Origin of the sequence: Saccharothrix coeruleofusca, from assembly GCF_014648515.1 — a bacterium.
Lineage (GTDB): Bacteria > Actinomycetota > Actinomycetes > Mycobacteriales > Pseudonocardiaceae > Actinosynnema > Actinosynnema coeruleofuscum.
Genome location: NZ_BMRG01000011.1, coordinates 145,840 through 165,616 on the forward strand (window position 1 = coordinate 145,840; position 19,777 = coordinate 165,616).

General features: G+C 73.6%; 20 protein-coding genes. 13 read left to right on the forward strand and 7 right to left on the reverse strand.

The features are described from left to right. Nucleotides 1-180, reverse strand: a 180-nt coding sequence (locus IEZ00_RS24490) for a hypothetical protein (protein WP_189225665.1), incomplete at its 3' end; no start/stop codon positions are given. A gap of 88 nt (nt 181-268) precedes the next feature. Between IEZ00_RS24490 and IEZ00_RS24495 the strand changes: the two genes are divergently transcribed. Further along, a complete protein-coding gene (locus IEZ00_RS24495) occupies nt 269-874 on the forward strand; it encodes a Maf family protein (RefSeq protein WP_189225666.1) in 606 nt (201 codons plus the stop codon). A gap of 182 nt (nt 875-1,056) precedes the next feature. Then, nucleotides 1,057-2,385 carry a dicarboxylate/amino acid:cation symporter gene (locus IEZ00_RS24500; RefSeq protein ID WP_189225667.1) on the forward strand — a complete coding sequence of 443 codons (1,329 nt, stop codon included), beginning with the start codon at nt 1,057-1,059 and terminating at the stop codon, nt 2,383-2,385. 7 nt (nt 2,386-2,392) lie between these two features. On the opposite strand, the gene IEZ00_RS24505 is transcribed toward IEZ00_RS24500, so the two are convergent. Continuing rightward, nucleotides 2,393-3,061, reverse strand: coding sequence for a hypothetical protein (locus tag IEZ00_RS24505; RefSeq protein WP_189225668.1), 669 nt, complete (start codon nt 3,059-3,061; stop codon nt 2,393-2,395). A gap of 108 nt (nt 3,062-3,169) precedes the next feature. Here IEZ00_RS24505 and IEZ00_RS24510 point away from each other — a divergent pair, with 108 nt between their 5' ends. The 9 genes from IEZ00_RS24510 to IEZ00_RS24550 all read left to right on the forward strand — a co-directional run bounded on the left by IEZ00_RS24510 (nt 3,170) and on the right by IEZ00_RS24550 (nt 10,915). After that, the gene (locus IEZ00_RS24510; RefSeq protein ID WP_189225669.1) at nt 3,170-4,936 is read left to right on the forward strand and encodes an acetyl/propionyl/methylcrotonyl-CoA carboxylase subunit alpha; all 1,767 of its coding nucleotides are present in this window, start codon (nt 3,170-3,172) and stop codon (nt 4,934-4,936) included. Between the two features lie 10 nt (nt 4,937-4,946). Continuing rightward, complete coding sequence (locus tag IEZ00_RS24515; RefSeq protein ID WP_189225670.1) at nt 4,947-5,327, forward strand: DUF1707 SHOCT-like domain-containing protein; 381 nt, start codon at nt 4,947-4,949, stop codon at nt 5,325-5,327. Continuing rightward, a complete protein-coding gene (locus IEZ00_RS24520) occupies nt 5,324-6,178 on the forward strand; it encodes an HAD-IA family hydrolase (protein WP_189225671.1) in 855 nt (284 codons plus the stop codon). The genes IEZ00_RS24515 and IEZ00_RS24520 overlap by 4 nt, the downstream gene beginning before the upstream one ends. A gap of 100 nt (nt 6,179-6,278) precedes the next feature. Further along, nucleotides 6,279-6,719: a GNAT family N-acetyltransferase gene (locus tag IEZ00_RS24525; RefSeq protein ID WP_189225672.1), complete on the forward strand. Its 441-nt coding sequence runs from the start codon at nt 6,279-6,281 to the stop codon at nt 6,717-6,719. A gap of 6 nt (nt 6,720-6,725) precedes the next feature. Then, a complete protein-coding gene (locus IEZ00_RS24530; protein WP_189225673.1) occupies nt 6,726-7,316 on the forward strand; it encodes a DUF3558 domain-containing protein in 591 nt (196 codons plus the stop codon). Between the two features lie 158 nt (nt 7,317-7,474). After that, complete coding sequence (locus IEZ00_RS24535) at nt 7,475-7,783, forward strand: transcriptional regulator (RefSeq protein ID WP_229796043.1); 309 nt, start codon at nt 7,475-7,477, stop codon at nt 7,781-7,783. A gap of 25 nt (nt 7,784-7,808) precedes the next feature. Continuing rightward, nucleotides 7,809-9,116, forward strand: a complete 1,308-nt coding sequence (locus IEZ00_RS24540) for a PPE domain-containing protein (protein ID WP_189225675.1) — start codon at nt 7,809-7,811, stop codon at nt 9,114-9,116. After that, nucleotides 9,116-9,928 carry an ESX secretion-associated protein EspG gene (locus tag IEZ00_RS24545; protein ID WP_189225676.1) on the forward strand — a complete coding sequence of 271 codons (813 nt, stop codon included), beginning with the start codon at nt 9,116-9,118 and terminating at the stop codon, nt 9,926-9,928. The genes IEZ00_RS24540 and IEZ00_RS24545 overlap by 1 nt, the downstream gene beginning before the upstream one ends. 78 nt (nt 9,929-10,006) lie before the next feature. After that, nucleotides 10,007-10,915: a DUF559 domain-containing protein gene (locus IEZ00_RS24550; RefSeq protein WP_189225677.1), complete on the forward strand. Its 909-nt coding sequence runs from the start codon at nt 10,007-10,009 to the stop codon at nt 10,913-10,915. A gap of 18 nt (nt 10,916-10,933) precedes the next feature. On the opposite strand, the gene IEZ00_RS24555 is transcribed toward IEZ00_RS24550, so the two are convergent. Next, nucleotides 10,934-11,383, reverse strand: coding sequence for a gamma-glutamylcyclotransferase family protein (locus IEZ00_RS24555; RefSeq protein WP_189225678.1), 450 nt, complete (start codon nt 11,381-11,383; stop codon nt 10,934-10,936). Nucleotides 11,384-11,498: 115 nt separating this feature from the next. Between IEZ00_RS24555 and IEZ00_RS24560 the strand changes: the two genes are divergently transcribed. Further along, nucleotides 11,499-12,902 (forward strand): NAD(P)H-quinone dehydrogenase, encoded by a 1,404-nt coding sequence (locus IEZ00_RS24560; RefSeq protein WP_189225679.1) that lies wholly within the window; start codon nt 11,499-11,501, stop codon nt 12,900-12,902. A gap of 60 nt (nt 12,903-12,962) precedes the next feature. Here the strand turns inward: IEZ00_RS24560 and glpK are convergent, their stop codons facing one another. After that, nucleotides 12,963-14,477: a glycerol kinase GlpK gene (glpK, locus tag IEZ00_RS24565; RefSeq protein WP_189225680.1), complete on the reverse strand. Its 1,515-nt coding sequence runs from the start codon at nt 14,475-14,477 to the stop codon at nt 12,963-12,965. A 16-nt stretch (nt 14,478-14,493) separates the two neighbouring features. After that, nucleotides 14,494-15,234, reverse strand: a complete 741-nt coding sequence (locus IEZ00_RS24570) for an MIP/aquaporin family protein (protein WP_189225681.1) — start codon at nt 15,232-15,234, stop codon at nt 14,494-14,496. 185 nt (nt 15,235-15,419) lie between these two features. Between IEZ00_RS24570 and IEZ00_RS24575 the strand changes: the two genes are divergently transcribed. Further along, a complete protein-coding gene (locus tag IEZ00_RS24575; protein ID WP_189225682.1) occupies nt 15,420-17,159 on the forward strand; it encodes a glycerol-3-phosphate dehydrogenase/oxidase in 1,740 nt (579 codons plus the stop codon). 124 nt (nt 17,160-17,283) lie between these two features. Here the strand turns inward: IEZ00_RS24575 and IEZ00_RS24580 are convergent, their stop codons facing one another. Then, nucleotides 17,284-18,555, reverse strand: a complete 1,272-nt coding sequence (locus tag IEZ00_RS24580) for a M20 family metallopeptidase (protein ID WP_189225683.1) — start codon at nt 18,553-18,555, stop codon at nt 17,284-17,286. Then, the gene (locus tag IEZ00_RS24585) at nt 18,552-19,727 is read right to left on the reverse strand and encodes a M20 family metallopeptidase (protein WP_189225684.1); all 1,176 of its coding nucleotides are present in this window, start codon (nt 19,725-19,727) and stop codon (nt 18,552-18,554) included. The genes IEZ00_RS24580 and IEZ00_RS24585 overlap by 4 nt, the downstream gene beginning before the upstream one ends. Nucleotides 19,728-19,777: the final 50 nt, after the last annotated feature.

The following is a 19,777-nucleotide window of genomic DNA, read 5'->3' on the forward strand; positions in this document are numbered from 1 at the left end:
CTCGACCTGCTCGTCGGCCCCCGCGAACGGCCAGAACACCACGCCGTAGCCCACCGGGTCGGTCGCGACCACCAGCGGCACCACGGCCGCGACGACGACCGCGGGCGCGGCGAACCACCACCACCGCCGCCGACCCGCCGCCAGGTCGGTCCGGCGGACCACCAGGGCCCAACGCTGCACACCACGAGGGTGCCCGCCGCCCGGCCCCGGCCGCATCGGTAGTTCTACGCACCGCGTTGGCCGGGACCGCGTTGGTTAGGGTTGGCGGGTGCGATTCGTGCTGGCTTCCGCGTCCCCCGCCCGCCTGGCCGTGCTCCGCGCCGCCGGGGTGGAACCCGTGGTCCGGGTGTCCGGTGTGGACGAGGACGCGGTGGCCGCCGCGCTGGTCGACCCCTCCCCCGCCGAGCTGGTGACCGCGCTGGCCGTGGCCAAGGCCGAGGCCGTCGCGGGCGACGAGCGGGACGCCGTGGTGGTCGGCTGCGACTCGATGCTGCTCACCGCCGACGGCAGGCTGCAGGGCAAGCCCGGCACCGTCGAGGTGGCCAGGGAGCGCTGGCAGCGCATGGCGGGCACCACCGGCACCCTGCTCACCGGGCACGCCGTGCTGCGCCTCAAGGACGGCCAGGTCGCCGACCGCGCCGCCGCGCACGAGGCCACCTCGGTCCGCTTCGGCACCCCGACCGAGGACGAGCTGGAGGCGTACCTGGCCACCGGCGAGCCGCTGGGCGTCGCGGGCGCGTTCACCCTCGACGGCCTGGGCGGGTGGTTCGTGGACGGCATCGACGGCGACCCGTCCAGCGTCATCGGCATCAGCCTGCCGCTGACCCGCCGCCTGCTGCGCCAGGTCGGCGTCACCGTGTCCGACATCTGGTAGCGGTTGTCACACCTGCCCGCGTTCGGGAAGCTCCCTGGCAGCCCCCGGCGTTGGGAGGTGCGATGAACGAACTGCTGACGCGCCGCCGTCACATCGACTTCGGGCGCAGGACGAACACGGGCTGTCGGGGCTGATCCGCCCTCGACCCCCCGTCCCCCTGCGCACCCCACCGGAGCACCGCAGTGTCGTTCGTCCGCAGTTACACCAAGCCGAAGGTCTTCGGCGCGACCGTCCTGGCCGCGCTGGTCCTGGGCGCCCTCGCGGGCTACCTGGCCCAGGCCACCGACCAGTCCTGGCTGGTCACCACCCTGGACAAGGTCGGTGACGTGTTCACCAGCCTGCTCCAGCTCACCGTCATCCCCCTGGTGTTCACCGCGATCGTGGTGGGCATCACCAGCCTGCGCAAGCTCGGCGGCTCCCGCACCGCCGCCCGGCTGGGCGGCAAGACGCTGCTGTGGTTCGCCGCCACCTCGCTGGTCGCGGTCCTCATCGGCCTGGCCATCGCGCTGGTCTTCGGGCCGGGCAAGGGCGTGCAGGTGACGCCGAGCGAGGCCACCGTCGAGCGGCTGTCCGCCCGCGCCACCGGCTCGTGGGGCGCGCTGCTGGACTCGCTGGTGCCGTCGAACCTGTTCACCGCCTTCACCGAGGGCGAGGTGCTCCAGGTCGTGTTCATCTCGCTGCTGGTCGGCTTCGCCGCGTACGCGCTGGGCGAGAAGGCCGCGCCCTTCGTCAACCTCACCCGCTCGGCGTTCGACCTGATCCAGAAGATCGTCGGCTGGATCGTGCTGCTCGCCCCGATCGGCGTGTTCGGCCTGATCGGCACCGCGTTCGCCACCTACGGCAACTCGTTCGTCCGCCCGCTGTTCTCGCTGATCGCGGCGGTCTACGGGGGCACGCTGCTGGTGCTGTTCGTGGTCTACCCGGTCCTGCTGCGGTTCGTCGGCCAGGTCAGCCCCCGCGTGTTCTTCGCCAAGGCGTGGACCGCGATCCAGTTCGCCTTCGTGTCCCGCTCCTCGGGCGCGACGCTGCCGCTGAGCAGGCAGACCGCCGCCAACCTGGGCGTGGACTCGGACTACGCCAGCTTCGCCGTGCCGCTGGGCACCACCACCAAGATGGACGGCTGCGCCGCGGTCTACCCGGCCATCGCCACGGTGTTCATCGCCAACCTGTTCGGCGTGCAGCTGGGCGTGTGGCAGTACGTGGCGATCGTCGCGGTCGCGGTGTTCGGCGCGCTGGCCACCGCGGGCACCACGGGCTGGTTCACCATGCTGACGCTGACCCTGGGCGCGGTGAACATGCCGCCGGAGGTCATCGCCACCGGCGTGGCCGTGGTCTACGCGATCGACCCGATCCTGGACATGGTCCGCACCGCCACCAACGTGGCGGGCCAGATCACCGTGCCGGTGCTGGTCGCCCGCGGCGAGGGCCTGATCGACGACGAGGTGCTCAACGCGCCCAGCGCCCCGCCGCTGCTCGACGGCGGCCCGGTCCGGGAGCCGCTGCCCGCCTGACCCCCCGCTAACCGCACGGACGAAGCCCTGCCTGGGGCGGCCGCACGATCGGCCACCCCGGCAGGGCTTCGGGCTCCGCGACGATGGCCGTGCAGCCCAGCTCCCCCGTCTCACCCGCCAGGGTGAACACCTGCGCGAACCGCCGCAGGCACTCCTGGCCCGCCGGGCAGGCCCGCTGCACCGCCACCACGTCGACCACGCCGTCGCCGTCCACGTCGTGCAGGCCGAGGTGGCCGCCGCTGGAGACGTAGGGCCTGGGGGCCTTGGTCCACACCGCGCCGCGGCGCACCAGCACCTCGCCCAGCTCCTCGGTGCCCGCCTTGCCGCGCACCAGGCAGACGCTGGTCTCGGCGTCCACGCAGCTCAGCGACTCGTCGTTGAGCTCGGCGCCGGACTGGGCGACGGCCAGCTCGAAGATGTACCGGCCGGAGGTGCCGCTGGTGCGGGTGTAGCCGGAGCCCTGGCCCGCCAGCACCTCCACCTCGTCGCCGACCACCACCGCCTCGGCCACCGAGCGGCACGCGGTGGTGCCGCACATCAGCTCGTCCCTCGGCGGCGAGAGGTCCGCGTCCGAGAGGGCGGCGGGGCGGGTGGACCAGGCGTAGAGCACCCCCGCGACGGTGATCGCGACGGCCGCGCAGGCTGTGCTCAACACGGTGGCGGGAGGTCGTGTCACGGGCGGATTCTCGCACTCGCACGTGAGCTGTCTCTCGGTTGATGCGCACCAGGGGGTCACTAAACTCGCCCCATCGCCACCACCAGCGCTGCCAGGAGGTAGGACGTCGTGTCGCTGCGCAAGGTCCTCGTCGCCAACCGCGGCGAGATCGCCGTCCGGGTCATCCGGGCCTGCCGGGACGCGGGGCTGGCCAGCGTGGCGGTCTACGCCGACCCCGACCGGGACGCCCCGTTCGTCCGGCTCGCCGACGAGGCGTTCGCCCTGGGCGGCAGCACGCCCGGCGAGAGCTACCTGTCGGTGGACAAGCTGCTGGACGTGGCCAAGCGGTCGGGCGCGGACTCGGTGCACCCCGGCTACGGCTTCCTGTCCGAGAACGCCGATTTCGCGCAGGCCGTCCTGGACGCGGGCCTGACCTGGATCGGGCCGACCCCGCACGCCATCCGCGCCCTCGGCGACAAGGTCACCGCCCGGCACATCGCGCTGCGCGCGGGCGCGCCGCTGGTGCCCGGCACCAAGGACCCGGTGTCCGGCCCGGACGAGGTCGTGGCCTTCGCCAGGGAGCACGGCCTGCCGGTGGCCATCAAGGCCGCGTTCGGCGGCGGCGGGCGCGGCCTGAAGGTGGCCCGCACGCTGGAGGAGATCCCCGAGCTGTACGACAGCGCGGTGCGCGAGGCGGTGGCCGCGTTCGGCCGGGGCGAGTGCTTCGTCGAGCGCTACCTGGACAAGCCGCGGCACGTCGAGGCCCAGGTGCTGGCCGACCAGCACGGCAACGTCGTGGTCGTGGGCACCCGCGACTGCTCGTTGCAGCGCCGCCACCAGAAGCTGGTCGAGGAGGCCCCGGCGCCGTTCCTGACCGACGAGCAGCGCGCCACCATCCACTCCTCCGCGCGGGCGATCTGCAAGGAGGCCGGCTACCACGGCGCGGGCACCGTCGAGTACCTGGTCGCGCTGGACGGCACCATCTCGTTCCTGGAGGTCAACACCCGGCTGCAGGTGGAGCACCCGGTCAGCGAGGAGACCGCGGGCGTCGACCTGGTGCGCGAGCAGTTCCGGATCGCGGCCGGTGAGCCGCTGCGGTTCACCGAGGACCCCACGCCGCGCGGTCACTCCATCGAGTTCCGCATCAACGGCGAGGACGCGGGCCGCAACTTCCTGCCCGCCCCCGGCACGGTCACCTCGTTCGTCGCGCCGTCCGGCCCCGGCGTCCGGGTGGACGCGGGCGTGGAGAGCGGCACCGTCATCGGCGGCCAGTTCGACTCGCTGCTGGCCAAGCTCGTCGTCACCGGTGAAGACCGCGCCCAGGCGCTGGAGCGGGCCCGGCGGGCGCTGGACGAGATGGTCGTGGAGGGCATGGCCACCGTGCTGCCGTTCCACCGGCTGGTCGTGCGCGACCCGGCGTTCGTCGGCGACGAGAGCGGCTTCAGCGTGCACACCCGGTGGATCGAGACCGAGTTCGACAACACCGTGCCCCCGTTCACCGACCCGGCCGAGGCCGAGGAGGAGCAGCCGAGGCGGACCGTGGTGGTCGAGGTCGGCGGCAGGCGGCTGGAGGTGTCGCTGCCCGGCGACCTCGCGCCCGCCACCGGCGGCGGCCGGGCCTCGGGCGCGAAGGCCAAGCCGCGCAAGCGCGGCGGCGGCAAGGGCGGCGCGGCGGCCTCCGGCGACGCGGTGTCCGCGCCGATGCAGGGCACCATCGTCAAGGTGGCCGTCGAGGAGGGGCAGCGGGTCGAGGCGGGCGAGCTGATCGTCGTGCTGGAGGCCATGAAGATGGAGAACCCGGTGACCGCGCACAAGGCGGGCGTGGTGACCGGCCTGGCGGCCGAGCCGGGCGCGCCCGTCACGCAGGGCACCGTGCTCTGCGAGATCAAGGATTGAGCCCGGCCGCGTGGATGAGCGGGACATCCGGATCGGCGACGCCGAGCGCGCGCAGGCGCTGGAGCTGCTCGGCGAGCACCTGGGCGAGGGCAGGCTGGACGTCGAGGAGTACGGCGAGCGCTCGGCCCGCGTGAGCACCGCCAGGACGCGCGGTGAGCTGATGGCCCTGTTCGCCGACCTGCCCCCGCCGCGTCCCCGGTTCCAGCAGGTCGCGCCGCTGTCGACGGCGCAGCCGCCGGTGCGGCGGTCGTTCCGCCCGGACCCGCGCGTGGTGGTGCCCCTGGTGGTGCTGGCGTGCGTCGGGTTGTGGGCGCTGGTGCGGATTCCGCAGGTGCTGCTGCTCATCCCCGTCGCGGTGCTGCTGCTCGGCGGGATGGGCAGGCGGCGGTGAGCGCGCCGACGCTGCTGCTGCTCGACCTGGACGGGGTGCTGCGGCGGCACGGGCCGGACGACCCGGTCGAGGACGCGCACGGGCTGCCGCGCGGCGCGCTGGCGCGGGTGGCGTTCGAGCTGGCCGGTCCCGCGCTGGTCGGCGAGGTGCCCGACGAGCGGTGGCGGGAGGCGATCCGCGACCGGCTGGCGGCCGACGGCCTCCCCCGCGCCACCGCCGAGGCGGCGGTGGCCGCGTGGACCCGGCCGGGCACCGTGGTGCCCGAGGTGCTGGAGCTGGTCCGGCGGGTGCGGCGGCGGTGCCGGGTGGCGCTGCTGACCAACGCCACCAGCAGGCTGCCCGAGGACCTGCGCGCGCTGGGCCTGGACCGCGAGGTGGACGCGGTGGTCTCGTCCAGCCGCATCGGCGTGGCCAAGCCCGCCCCCGAGGCGTTCCGCCGCGCGCTGCGCGTCCTGCAGCACTCCCCGTCCAGGACGCTGTTCTGCGACGACGACCCGGACAACGCCGCCGCGGCGCGCTCCGTCGGCATCGACGGCGTGCACGTCCCCGACTACCCCGCCCTGCACGAGGCGCTGACCACCCGCGGCCTGCTGGACGACCCCGCGCCCACCGGCGACGCGCCCGCCCCCGTCCCGGTCCTGCTGGTCCTGCACGACCGCGACGAGGCCGAAGCGCTGGCCGACCGGCTCGCCGCCGAGGGCTGGGCCCCCTGCCACGTGCACAAGGACCTCCTGGCGGGCGAGGACGACGCCGAGGACGCCGACTGGCTCGTCGAGCTGACCACCGCCCCCGACGGCCGCCCCGCCTCCGCCCACCGCCCCCACCTGTCCACCCTCGGTGTGCTGTATTGAGCTCGGCTCACCCGATCACGCGAACCGGGCGTCCGGTGGGACGAGCCGGGCGTTCACCGCTTTGGGTGTTCCGGGGCCGGGGGCGCTAGCGTCGGGGGGCATGGAACCGGTCGAGATCAACGCGGGCGAGTTCTACCTCCGGCAGCTGCGCGCCGACGACCGCGTGGACGACCGGGTCGCCCTGGTCGGCGGCGGCCTGGTCGCGGACATGGCGGCGGCCTCGGCGCACATCGCCGAGCGCGACCGCGAGTGGGCCGACGACGAGCGGTGCACGTGGGCGGTGTGCGAGCAGCTCACCGGCACCGCGGTCGGCGAGGTCGCGCTGGCCATGACCGGCGAGCTGACCTGCTGGACCACCCCCGACCACCGGGGCAGGGGCATCGCCACCCACGCCACGTCGGCGGTGCTGCGGTTCGGCTTCGGCTTCCTGGAGCTGCCCGCCATCACCTGCGCCCCGACCGACGAGGCCGGGCGGCGGGTGGCGGGCCGGTGCGGGTTCTCCCCCGGCGCTCGGCCGGGCGTGTGGACGCGGCTACGGTAGGCGCGCATGAGGGCCACCCGCCTGATCGTCTCCGCGCTCTGCGCGCTGGCGCTGGTCTCGTGCACGCCCGCGCCCGCCGCCAGGAACGCCGACGGCCCCGTCGAGGAACCGCTCGCGGCGACCACCACGACCGCGCCTGCGCTGCCGCCCAGACCCCGCGACGTGCGCCTGGACGACGTCGACCCGTGCGCGGTGCTCACCCCCGAGCAGCGCGCCGAGCTGAGCCTGGACAACCCGCCCAGCCCGTACCTGGAGACCACCTTCGGCAACGCGAAGGCGTGCACGATCCGCAGCAACATCAGCGGGAACGTGGTGCGGCTGGCCCTCGTCGTAGTGGAGGGAGCGCGGGTGTGGCTGACCGAGGACGCCCAGGTCGACGCCAGGTTGACCCGGATCATGGGTTTTCCGGCGCTGATCGTGCGCACCCCCCAGCTGGACGAGGTGTGCAACGTGGAGGTCGACGTGGCGGACGGGCAGTTCCTGGACGTGATGTTCCGCGACGGCGGCAACCGGACCGCCCTCGGCCAGGACGCGCTGTGCCAGGGCGCGCAGCGCGCGGCTGAGGCGGCGGTGGCCAGTTTGCTGCAGCGGGGCTGACCCGCACGGGGGAAGTAGCGTCCAAGCACTCCCCGCTGTCGGATCGGCCGGCTACAGTGACCGTGCGCTGATGAGAGTCGGGAGGTCGACCCATGCCGTCGGAAGACCACGGTTGGGGTGCCGACGCGGGTTCACCGCCCGTGTCGCACACGCTGAACGTGGATCCCACCGCGATCCCCAGCCTCAAGACCGCGTTCTCCGGCGCGCTGACGAAGCTGGACAAGCAGATCGAGCTGGCGATCAACGAGGTCCGCGTGCGTCCGTGGGCGGGCGACCCGGTCAGCACCGAGGCCGCGGAGAAGTTCAACGAGCGCTCGTTCGAGTCGGGTGACTCGGCGCTGGGCGCGCTGCAGAGCTACCAGCAGCAGCTCAAGGCGGCGATGGACGCGTTGACCCTGGTCGAGCGGCAGTACCACGCCATCGAGGACGACAACACCGGGTTGATGGAGCAGCAGGGCGGCTGCTGAGGCCGCGGCAGGCAAGGGGAACTTCATGCCCGATGGACACCGCTGGAGCGGGTACAGCCACGAAGAGCTCTACCAGAAGATCAACTCCGGCCCTGGTCCACAGGCGTCGCACGCCTCCGTGGAGCGCTGGGAGGGGATCGCCGCCGCGCTGACCGAGATCAACGCCGAGCTGCACGCGGGCGTGGCCCGCTCCGGGGCGCACTGGGAGGGCAGCGCGGCCGACCAGGCGCGCGCGGGCATCAGCCCCCTGGCCGCGTGGGCCGACGACGCCCGCGCGGGAGCCGACGTCATGCGGGTGTCCGCCGAGCTCCAGGCCGACTTCATCGCCAAGGCCCGCGCCGACATGCCGCCGCCGGTGAAGGTGACCGCCGAGGACCCCGGCACCTTCATCAGCGCGCTGACCCACCTGGTGGGCGGGCAGACCGACTACGAGCTGCAGGAGAAGGCGCACAACGCCGCCGAGCAGCGCGCCCGCGAGGTCATGGCGACCTACGCCTCCAGCACGACCACGAACACCAGCACCCTCGGCCAGTTCCACCAGCCGCCGCAGCTGGTGGTCAACGCCACCGAGGTGGTGCGCAACGAGGCGCCCGGCGCGGGCGGCGCACCCGGTTTCGGCTTCTACGGCGGCCCGCGCGGCGGGCACGGCGGCCGGTGGGGCCGCGGTGGTGGCCGGGGTGGGCGCGGTCGTGGCGTGGTGCCCGCACCGCGACCGCCCGCAGGGGGTTCCGTGGTGGGCCGGCCCTCGTCCGGCGGACCCTCGACGGGCACGTCGGCGGCGGGCCCGGCGCAGGGCGGGGCCACGACCCGGACCGCGAACGGCGCGCCCACGCCGTCCGGCGGCGGTGGCAGCGGCGGCAGCACGTTCGCGCCCGGCGTGATCGGCGGGCGGGGCGCGCAGGACCGGCGCAGGGCCGAGTCGGAGTCCGAGCGCGCCGCCGCGTCCGAGCACACCGCCGCGTCCGCTCAGAACGGCCAATCGGCCGCGGCGGCGGGGCACAGCAGCGGCACCACGTCGATCAGCTCGGCCGAGTTCGGCGCCATCGCGACCAGCGCCAACGCCCAGCACACCGCGGCGGTCGCCCCCGGCGGCGCGTCCGGCGCGCTGCCCGGCGCGGCCCAGTCGGGCGGCGACACCGTGCACAAGCGGACCGTGCAGGCCGCGCCGCAGCAGCCCGCGTTCGACCCGTTCGGCGGGATGGGCGCGCGGTCGGCGGAGGAGGAAGAGGACACCTTCCACGACGCGGCCGACTACCTGCGCGAGACCGACGACATCTACGGCATCGGCGGGATGATCTCGCCACCGGTGATCGGGGAGAGCCGGCCCTTCTGATGACGTTGTTCGGCCTCGACCCGGACGCGCCCGACCTGCGCGAACCGGTGACCATCTCGGCGTTGGAGTTCGACGTGCTCTGGGAGCACCTGCGGCTGGAGACCATGCCGCTGGTGCTCAAGGTGCCCTCGCCGGGCAAGACCCACGGCGAGCGCGCCGAGCTGGTGCGGCGCGTGTGGGCGGACCTGGAGCGGCGCGGCCTCGGCAGGCCGGTGTCGCTGGACCCGGCGCTGGAGGACCTGCTGCACCTGCTCAACCGGCCGCAGCAGGAGGTGGACGGCAGGTTGTGGCTGGGCCGCAGCGTGCGCGTGCTGGCCGCGGCCAAGGGGCGCTCGGGCGTGCTGGCCGTGCTGGACGGCGACCAGCTCACGCTGCGGCCCGCCTCCGGCGAGGGGCTGCCGCGCGAGGCGCTGTCGGTGCTGCCGCCGCTGGGACCGGGGGCCGGGCACTCGGTGACGCTGCCCAGCCCGGACCTGGACGCCGCGGCGGCCGGGGCGTCGACGCCGGAGGAGCTGGAGACCGCCCTGCGCGGGCGCGGCGTGCGGGCGGAGGACGCGCGGACGCTGGCGGAGATGTTCCGCGACGCCGGGCACCGGGGGCAGTTCGGCGTGGCGGCGCGGGACAAGTGGGGCAAGCGGGTGCGGCCGGAGCGCGTGGTGGCGTTCTTCGACACGCCCAAGGGGCGCTACGTGCAGATGCGCCGGGCCGCGCCGGGCCAGCAGCCGTGGAGCACCGTCTCCCCCGTCGACCTCCGCCGCCTCACCCACCACCTCGACGAGCTCTTCCGCGAGTCGAACGCCCAGAACCCCTGAGTTCAACGCTCAGGTTCGGCGGTTTCCACCTTCGGGTGAACCATGACCGGATTTCCGGGCTCGGCGATCGAGTAGTACATGATCGAGATTCCCGAAGGACTCCACGGCGCCCACGCCCGCACCGACCTGATCGCCCACCTCGGCACGCTGGAACTGCGCCGCGCCATCGCGGAGGGCAGCCTCGTCAGCTACTCGCGCACCGTCGTGGTCGCGCGGGCGAGGATGGCCGACTTCCGCACCCGCGCGGCGGCGGCGCTGCTGGCCGCCGGACGCGGCGCGGTGCTCGCGGGCCACACCTCGGCCTGGCTGCACGGCTGCACGGCGGCCGAGACCGAACGCGTCCACCTGTTCCTGGGCTACGACCGCAAGCTGCGGCCGCGACCGGACCTGGCGGTCCACTACCAGAACCTCGACCCCGCCGATGTGGTCGAACTCGACGGCCTGCCCTGCGTGACGCTGGAGCACGCGATCGGCGACCTGCTCTGCCGCGCGGTCCGGCACACCGCTCTGGCCTGCGCGGACCAGGCCCTGTCGTTCCTGCGCCCGGACCAGCGGGCCGAGGCCAAGGCCGACCTCGCGGTGCGCATCGCGCGTCGCCCCGACCCGCGCGGACGACGCCGGGGCGCGTTCCTGCTGGACCTGGCGACCGGCCTGCCGGAGTCGCCGCCCGAGAGCGGCCTGCTGCTCAAGGTGGTCGAAGCGGGCTTCCCGGTGCCCGAGGCGCAGCACCCGGTGCGGGACCTGGACGGGCGACTGGTCTGGCGGCTGGACTTCGCCTGGCCGGACCGCCGGGTGGCGCTGGAGTACGACGGCTACGCGGCCCACGTCGGCAAGCAGGCCGAGGATCGGGTGCGGGACGAGGACCTGCGCAGGCGCGGGTGGACGGTGATCCGGGCCGACGTCTCGGACCTCCGCGACCCGACCCGGCTGTTCCGGCGCCTGGGTGACGAACTCGGGGGTCCTGGACGTTCGACTCGCGGTACCTGAGCGTTCGACTCGCGGGGTTTAGGAGCCGATGCCTCGGCAGGGGCGGGTGCGCAGGTCGGCGACGTAGTCGTCCGGGGCGCCCGCCGCCTCGGCGGCGTCGGCGACCACGCCGAGGTAGCGCGCCGAGGGCAGGCCGCCCTCGTAGGCGTCCAGGACGTACAGCCAGGCCACGACCGAGCCCTCCAGGGTCTGCACCCGCAGCCGGATCTTCCGGTACAGGCCCAGCGCCCCCTCCCAGCGGTCGAGGGTGGCCTCGTCGCGCGGGCTCACGTCGTAGAGCACGCAGAACACCTGCGAGTCGGGGTCCTCGACGATGGTGGCGAGCGCGCCCTCCCAGCCGAGGTCCTCGCCACCGAACGTCAGACGCCATCCGGCGAGCCACCCGGTCCCGGCCATCGGGGAGTACGGGGCTCGCTCCATCATCTGGTTCGGGTCCATGTTGGACCCGTACGCGGCATAGAGCGGCACGACGACAGCCTAGCGACCCCGCGATCACCGGGAGGAACCAGAAGACCGGACGACACGCCCCGACACCCGACCGCGTACGGTTGTGCCTGCCTGTCGAACTGGAGGAGGACGTGTCGTGACCCGCATCGTCATCATGGGCGGTGGCCCCGCAGGTTACGAGGCGGCACTGGTAGCGGCCCAGCACGGTGCCGACGTGACCGTGGTGGAGCGCGAGGGCCTGGGCGGGGCGTGCGTGCTCTACGACTGCGTGCCCTCGAAGACCTTCATCGCCTCCGCCGGGGGCCGCTCGGCCTTCCGCAACGCCGGTGAGCTGGGCATCCGCATGGACGGCGTGGCCGCCGAGGTGTCGCTGCCGGTGGTCCACGGCCGGGTGAAGGGCCTGGCGCTGGCGCAGTCCGCCGACATCCGCGCCCGCCTGCAGCGCGAGGGCGTGCGCATCATCAAGGGCACCGCGAAGTTCTGCGACGACGCGCGCGGCCTGGCCCAGCACCAGGTGGTCGCGCTGGCCGAGGACGGCACCAAGGAGGTGCTGCCCGCCGACGTGGTGCTCATCGCCACCGGCGCGACGCCGCGCGTGCTGCCCGGCGCGGAGCCCGACGGCAAGCGCGTGCTGACCTGGCGGCAGATCTACGACCTGCCCGAGCTGCCCGAGCACCTGGCGGTGATCGGCTCCGGCGTCACCGGTGTGGAGTTCGCCTCCGCCTACACCGAGCTGGGCGTGAAGGTGACGATGGTCTCCAGCCGGGACCGGGTGCTGCCGCACGAGGACGCGGACGCCGCCGTGGTGCTGGAGGACGTGTTCGCCGAGCGCGGCACGTCGGTGGTCAAGCACGCCCGCGCGGACCGGGTGGAGAACGTCGGCGACGGCGTGCTGATCCACCTGGAGGACGGCCGCACGATCGAGGCCAGCCACGCCCTGATGACCGTGGGCAGCGTGCCCAACACCAGCGACATCGGCCTGGACAAGATCGGCATCGAGCTGGGCCGCGGCGGCTACATCCCGGTCGACCGGGTGTCGCGGACCAACATCTCCGGCGTCTACGCGGCGGGCGACTGCACCGGCGTGCTGCTGCTGGCGTCGGTGGCCGCGATGCAGGGCCGCATCGCCATGTGGCACGCGCTGGGCGAGGGCGTGAGCCCGATCAAGCTCAAGACGGTCGCGGCGAACGTGTTCACCAACCCGGAGATCGCCAGCGTCGGCATCAGCCAGCAGGCCATCGACTCCGGCGAGGTGCCCGCGCGCACCATCATGCTGCCGCTGACCACCAACCCGAGGGCCAAGATGGAGGGCCTGCGGCGCGGTTTCGTGAAGCTGTTCTGCCGCCCGGCCACCGGCGTGGTGATCGGCGGCGTGGTGGTCGCGCCCAACGCCAGCGAGCTGATCCTGTCCATCGCGATGGCGGTGCAGAACCAGCTCACCGTGGAGGACCTGGCCACCACGTTCTCCGTCTACCCGTCGCTGACCGGCTCGATCACCGAGGCGGGCCGCCAGCTGATGCGGCACGACGACCTGGACTGACGCGGGCGGCGCGGCCACGCCGGTGGGCGTGGCCGCGCCGGTCCCGGCCCGGTCCTCGGCTCAGTCGTCGTCCTCGACCCAGTCGAAGGTCCTGGTCACGGCCTTCTTCCAGTTGCGGTACTGCTTCTCGCGCACCGCCTCGTCCAGCCGCGGGTCCCACTGCTTGTCCTGGGCCCAGTTCTGCCGGATGTCGTCCTCGCCCTGCCAGAACCCGACGGCCAGGCCCGCCGCGTAGGCCGCGCCCAGCGCGGTGGTCTCGTTGACCACCGGCCGGATCACCGGCACGCCCAGGATGTCGGCCTGGAACTGCATCAGCAGCTCGTTGACCACCATGCCGCCGTCGACCTTGAGCGACTTCAGCGGCACGCCCGAGTCGGCGTTCATCGCGTCGATGACCTCGCGGGACTGGAACGCCGTGGCCTCCAGCACCGCGCGGGCCAGGTGGCCCTTGTTGACGAACCGGGTCAGGCCGACGATGGCGCCGCGCGCGTCGGAGCGCCAGTACGGCGCGAACAGGCCGGAGAACGCGGGCACGAAGTACGCGCCGCCGTTGTCCTCCACGGTGCGCGCGTGCTCCTCGATCTCGGCCGCGTCCTTGATCATGCCGAGGTTGTCGCGCAGCCACTGCACCAGCGAGCCGGTGACCGCGATGGAGCCCTCCAGCGCGTACACCGGGGCCTTGTCGCCGATCTTGTAGCAGACCGTGGTGAGCAGGCCGTTGTCGCTCATCACCTTCTCGGTGCCGGTGTTGAGCAGCAGGAAGTTGCCGGTGCCGTAGGTGTTCTTGGCCTCGCCCGGCGACAGGCACGCCTGGCCGAACGTGGCCGCCTGCTGGTCGCCCAGGTCGCCCGCGATGGGCACGCCCGCGAGCGCGCCGCGCTCGCGCACCTTGCCGTAGACCTCGGAGGAGGAGCGGATCTCGGGCAGCATGGACAGCGGGATGCCCATGTCGGCCGCGATGTCGGCGTCCCAGTCCAGCGTGTCCAGGTCCATCAGCAGGGTGCGGGAGGCGTTGGTCGGGTCGGTGATGTGCAGGCCGCCGTTCACCCCGCCGGTCATGTTCCACAGCACCCAGGTGTCCATGTTGCCGAACAGCAGCTCGCCCGCCTCGGCCTTCTCCCGCGCGCCCTCGACGTTGTCGAGGATCCAGCGCACCTTGGGGCCGGAGAAGTAGGTGGCCAGCGGCAGGCCGGTCTTGGCTCGGTAGCGCTCCTGGCCGCCGCCCAGGGCGGCCAGCTCCTGGCAGATGCGGTCGGTGCGGGTGTCCTGCCACACGATCGCGTTGTAGATCGGCTGCCCGGTGGTGCGGTCCCACACCAGCGCGGTCTCGCGCTGGTTGGTGATGCCGACCGCGGCGATGTCGGCGGCGGTCAGGTCGGCCTTGGCCAGCGCGCCCGCGGCGACCTGGCGGGTGTTGGCCCAGATCTCGGTCGCGTCGTGCTCGACCCACCCGGCCTTGGGGAAGATCTGCTCGTGCTCCTTCTGATCGACCGAGACCACGCGCCCGGAGTGGTCGAAGATCATGCAGCGGGTCGACGTGGTGCCCTGGTCGATCGCGGCCACGTACTTGGTCATCGTGCGGGACGTCCTTTCAGACCGGGAGGGCCAGGTAGAGCAGGCCGGCGAGGGCGGCGCCGAGGAGCGGGCCGACCACCGGGACCCACGAGTACCCCCATTCCGCGCTGCCCTTGCCCCTGATGGGCAGGATCGCGTAGGCGATGCGCGGGCCGAGGTCGCGCGCCGGGTTGATGGCGTAGCCGGTGGGGCCGCCCAGCGAGTTGCCGATGCCGATGACGACGAAGGCCACGCCCGCGTAGCCGAGCGCGGAGTTGCCCAGCTGCGGCACGCCGTCCGCGGCGGCCTTGGCGGCCGGGCTCAGCAGGACCCACGCGACCAGCACGAACGTGCCGATGACCTCGGTGAGCACGTTCCAGCCGCGACCGGGCACGGTGGGCGCGGTGCAGAAGATGCCGCGGGTGCCCGCCGGGTCGTCGTGGGCGTCGAACTGGAGCTTGTAGGTCAGCCAGGCCAGCACCGCGCCCAGGAACGCGCCGAGCAGCTGGGCGGCGAAGTACACCGGCACCTGCGCCCACTCGGTCTTGCCCGCGACGGCCAGGCCCAGGGTCACCGCCGGGTTGAGGTGCGCGCCGCTGGGCGCGGCGATGCTGGCGCCCGCGAACACCGCGAAACCCCAGCCGAAGTTGATCAACAACCAGCCGCCGCCGCTGCCCAGCGTGTCCTTGAGGACCACGTTGGCCACGACGCCCGCGCCCATCAGGATCAGGATCGCCGTGCCGAGGGTCTCCCACACGAAGATCGAGGCACTGCTCACTCGCCGACCTCCTCGCCTAAGCAGGTGGTGGCGCTCGTCACGGGTTCGGCGGCGCTGCCCACCCCACACTGTGCCGTGAAGCTAGTTCGCCCGCTGATCGTTTGTCTACAGTGGCGTACCAGCGGGTAACGTGATCTGGTCAGTCCTGGTCGGACATTTTCGCGGCACGCGAGGAGGCGTTCCCCTTGGTCACGCGCAAGCCGGCTCACCCCGCCGCCACCGGTCGCCTCGGCCCAGCCGAGCGGGAACTGGCCTGGCAGCGGCTCGGCGCGGACACGTTCGACCTGGTGATCATCGGTGGTGGTGTGGTCGGGGTCGGGGCCGCCCTGGACGCGGCCACCCGCGGCCTGCGGGTGGCCCTGGTGGAGGCCCGCGACCTGGCCTCCGGCACGTCCAGCCGGTCCAGCAAGCTGTTCCACGGCGGCCTGCGCTACCTGGAGCAGCTGGAGTTCGGGCTGGTCCGCGAGGCGCTGCGGGAGCGCGAGCTGATGCTCACCAGGATCGCTCCGCACCTGGTCAAGCCGGTCAGCTTCCTGTACCCGCTGGCGCACCGGGTGTGGGAGCGCCCGTACACCGCGGCGGGCCTGCTGCTCTACGACACCATGGGCGGCGCCCGGTCGGTGCCCGGCCAGAAGCACCTGACCAGGGCGGGCGCGCTGCGCATGGTGCCCGCGCTCAAGCGGGACGCGCTCATCGGCGGCATCCGGTACTACGACGCCCAGGCCGACGACGCCCGCCACACCATGATGGTGGGCCGCACGGCCGCCCACTACGGCGCGGTGGTGCGCACCTCCACCCAGGTCGTCGGCTTCCTGCGGGAGGCCGACCGGGTCTCCGGCGTGCGCGTGCGCGACGTGGAGGACGGGCGGGAGACCGACGTGCGGGCGCACGCCGTGATCAACGCCACTGGCGTGTGGACCGACGAGCTGCAGCGGCTGTCCGGCAGCCGGGGCCGGTTCCGGGTGCGGGCCAGCAAGGGCGTGCACATCGTGGTGCCGCGCGACCGGATCGTCTCCGAGTCGGGCCTGATCCTGCGCACCGAGAAGTCGGTGCTGTTCGTCATCCCCTGGCGCAACCACTGGATCGTGGGCACCACCGACACCGACTGGAACCTCGACCTGGCCCACCCGGCGGCCACCGAGAAGGACATCGACTACATCCTCGACCACGTCAACTCGGTGCTGGCCACGCCGCTGACGCACGACGACATCGAGGGCGTCTACGCCGGGCTGCGCCCGCTGCTGGCCGGTGAGAGCGAGTCGACCTCGAAGCTGTCGCGGGAGCACGCCGTGGCGCGGGTGGCGCCGGGGCTGGTGGCCATCGCGGGCGGCAAGTACACCACCTACCGGGTCATGGGCGCGGACGCGGTGGACGCCGCGGCGGTGGACGTGCCCGGCCGCATCCAGCCGTCGATCACCGACAAGGTGCCGCTGGTCGGCGCGGACGGCTACCACGCGCTGGTCAACCAGGCCGACCAGCTGGCGGGCGCGTACGGGCTGCACCCCTACCGGGTGCGGCACCTGCTGGACCGCTACGGCTCGCTGGTGCACGAGGTGCTGGAGCTGTCCACGGACAACCCCGAGCTGCTCAAGCCGGTCCCGGCCGCGCCGGACTACCTGCAGGCGGAGGTCGTCTACGCGGCCTCGCACGAGGGCGCGCTGCACCTGGAGGACGTGCTGACCAGGCGGACCCGGATCTCCATCGAGTACCCGCACCGGGGCGTGGAGTGCGCGCTGCCGGTGGCGCGGCTGATGGCCGGGGTGCACGGCTGGGACGAGGCCAGGGTGGAGCACGAGGTGTCGGTCTACACCGCGCGGGTGGAGGCCGAGCGCGCCTCGCAGGGCGAGCCGAACGACCAGTCGGCGGACGCGGTCCGCTCGTCCGCCCCCGAGGCCCGCCCCCGCATCACCGACCCCGTCTCCTGACCGCGTCGGCAAGTACTACCCGACGCGCCCCGTTGAGCGCATAACTACTACCCGTGCCAAGAGGACATGAGGCCGGGTAGTAGTCAACGGCCCGTCGCGGCGGGTCGGGTAGTACTTGCAGGCGTCAGGCGAGGGCGGCCAGGGCGGCGTGGACCATCACCCGCACGCCCACCAGCAGGGCCCGCTCGTCCAGGTCGAAACCGGGCTGGTGCAGGTCGCGCTGCCGCTCCACGCCGTCCCACACGCCCAGCCGGGCGAACGAGCCGGGCACGTGCTCCAGGTACCAGCCGAAGTCCTCGCCGCCGGAGGACTGCTCGGTCCCGGCCAGCGCGTCCTCGCCGAGCGCGGCCTCGATGCCCGCCCGCAGCAGCACGGTGCTCTCGCGGTCGTTGACCACCGGGGGCACGCCGCGCCGGTGGTGCAGGTCGAACCCGACCCCGGTGGGCGCCAGCAGCGCCGCGGTCAGCTCCTTGATCAGCGGTTCCAGCTCGGCCCAGATGTCCCGGTCGCCGGTGCGCAGGGTGCCGCGCAGCACGCCGTCCTGCGGCACCGCGTTGGGCGCCTCGCCCGCGTGCACCGCGCCCCACACCAGCACCGTGCCCGACCTCGGGTCCACCCGCCTGGACAGCAGCGACGGCAGCCCGGTGATCACCGTGCCCAGCGCGTGCACCAGGTCGGCGGTCAGGTGCGGCCGGGAGGTGTGCCCGCCCGGCGAGGTCAGCCGCAGCTCCAGCATGTCCGAGGCGGAGGTGATGGGGCCGATCCTGGTGCCCACCCGCCCGACCTCCAGCCGGGGGTCGCAGTGCAGCCCGAAGATCCGCTCCACGCCGTCGAGCCCGCCCGCCGCCAGCACGTCCAGCGCGCCGCCGGGCATGACCTCCTCGGCGGGCTGGAACACCAGCCTGACCCGGCCGGGCAGCTCGGTGGCCGAGGCCAGGGCCAGCGCCGCGCCCAGCAGCACGGTGGTGTGCGCGTCGTGCCCGCAGGCGTGCGAGACGCCCTCCACGGTCGACGCGTACGACGCGCCGGTGCTCTCGGTCAGCGGCAGCGCGTCGATGTCCGCGCGCAGCGCCACGCAGCGCGGGCCGCTGCCCACGTCGCAGACCAGCCCGGTGCCGCCGGGCAGCAGCCTGGGCTTGAGGCCCGCGGAGCGCAGCACCTGCTCGATCAGCTCGGTGGTGCGGTGCTCCTTGCGGGACAGCTCGGGGTGGGCGTGGATGTGCCGCCGCCAGGCCACGACCTCGGTGGCGTTGGCCGCCAGCCAGTCGTCGAGCCACGACGGGCCCCGCCCCTCCCCGAGATCGCGCACAGGGGCAATGCTCACCCCCCGCTCGGACAACAGCACCTCGGGGTCCTCCTCACTCGGCAGCTCGGGACGCGAGTCGAGGACCGTCACGACGCACCTGCCACTGCGCCCAGGAGCCGCTCGCGCTGCCGGTCGTCCGTCGCCGCGGCGATGGTCGTCCAGGCGAGGGCGAGCGCTCCGTCGAGCACCGCTCGGTCGGCCGAGGCCGACGCACAGGCTGTCGCGAACTCGTGTTGGTGGTTCACCGCGTCTCCGCAGTCGATGGCGATGGTCGGGTGGATGGCGGGCAGCGCACGGGTGATGTTGCCCATGTCGGTGCTGCCGATCTTCTCGCGGAGCTCCTCCTCGGGGCTCAGCGGTCGTCGGCCCAGCTCGACCGCGGCACGCCGGTAGGCCTCCGCCAGCCACTGGTCGGGGGTCAGCTCCGCGTAGGGGGGCGACACCCGGACGACCTCGTAGGAGCAGCCGGTGGCCAGCGCCCCGGCGTGGAAGCAGTCGTCGACCCGCTGCTCCAGCCTGCGCAGCGAGTCCAGGTCGTCGGCGCGCAGGTCGAACACGGCGGAGGTGCTGGCCGGGATGATGTTCGGCGCCGCGCCGCCCTTGGTCACGATGCCGCTGACCATCTGGCCGGGCTCCAGGTGCTGGCGGGCCAGGCCGATGGCGACCTGGGCCACGGTGAGCGCGTCGCCCGCGTTGACCCCGCGGTGCGGGGCCGCGGCGGCGTGCGACGGCTTGCCGGTGTAGCGGACCTCCAGGTCGGCCAGCGCCAGCGAGCGCGCCGCGATGGCCTCGTACGGGGCGGGGTGCACCATCATCGACAGCGCGACGCCGTCGAACACGCCGCGCTCCAGCAGCAGCACCTTGCCGCCGCCGACCTCCTCGGCGGGGGTGCCGATCACCCGGACGGTGATGCCGAGCGCGTCGGCCACCTCGCGCAGCGCCAGCGCGGCCCCGGTGGCGGCCGCGGCGATGACGTTGTGCCCGCAGGCGTGCCCGACCTCGGGCAGCGCGTCGTACTCGGCGCACAGGCCCAGCACCAGCTCGCCGGAGCCGTAGGTGGCGGTGAACGCGGTGTCCAGGCCCGCGACGCCGCGCTCGACCTCGAAGCCCTCGGCCTCCAGCAGGCCGGACACCTTGGCCGCGCTGCGGTGCTCCGCGAACGCCAGCTCGGGCTCCGCGTGGATGCTGCGGGACAGGTCCACCAGCGCGGTCGAGTACCGCTCGACGGTCGAGCGCGTGCTCATCTTGAAGTCGGTACTCATTTGCGTTCCATCCTGCATCACCGCCCGCGGGCAGGACGCACCTGACGCGG

Coding starts and splice junctions, on each gene's coding strand:
- IEZ00_RS24525 (WP_189225672.1), top strand. CDS start 6,279: ATGGAACCGGTCGAGATCAACGCGGGCGAGTTCTACCTCCGGCAGCTG.
- IEZ00_RS24530 (WP_189225673.1), top strand. CDS start 6,726: ATGAGGGCCACCCGCCTGATCGTCTCCGCGCTCTGCGCGCTGGCGCTG.
- IEZ00_RS24540 (WP_189225675.1), top strand. CDS start 7,809: ATGCCCGATGGACACCGCTGGAGCGGGTACAGCCACGAAGAGCTCTAC.
- IEZ00_RS24545 (WP_189225676.1), top strand. CDS start 9,116: ATGACGTTGTTCGGCCTCGACCCGGACGCGCCCGACCTGCGCGAACCG.
- IEZ00_RS24550 (WP_189225677.1), top strand. CDS start 10,007: ATGATCGAGATTCCCGAAGGACTCCACGGCGCCCACGCCCGCACCGAC.
- glpK (WP_189225680.1), bottom strand. CDS start 14,477: ATGACCAAGTACGTGGCCGCGATCGACCAGGGCACCACGTCGACCCGC.
- IEZ00_RS24585 (WP_189225684.1), bottom strand. CDS start 19,727: ATGAGTACCGACTTCAAGATGAGCACGCGCTCGACCGTCGAGCGGTAC.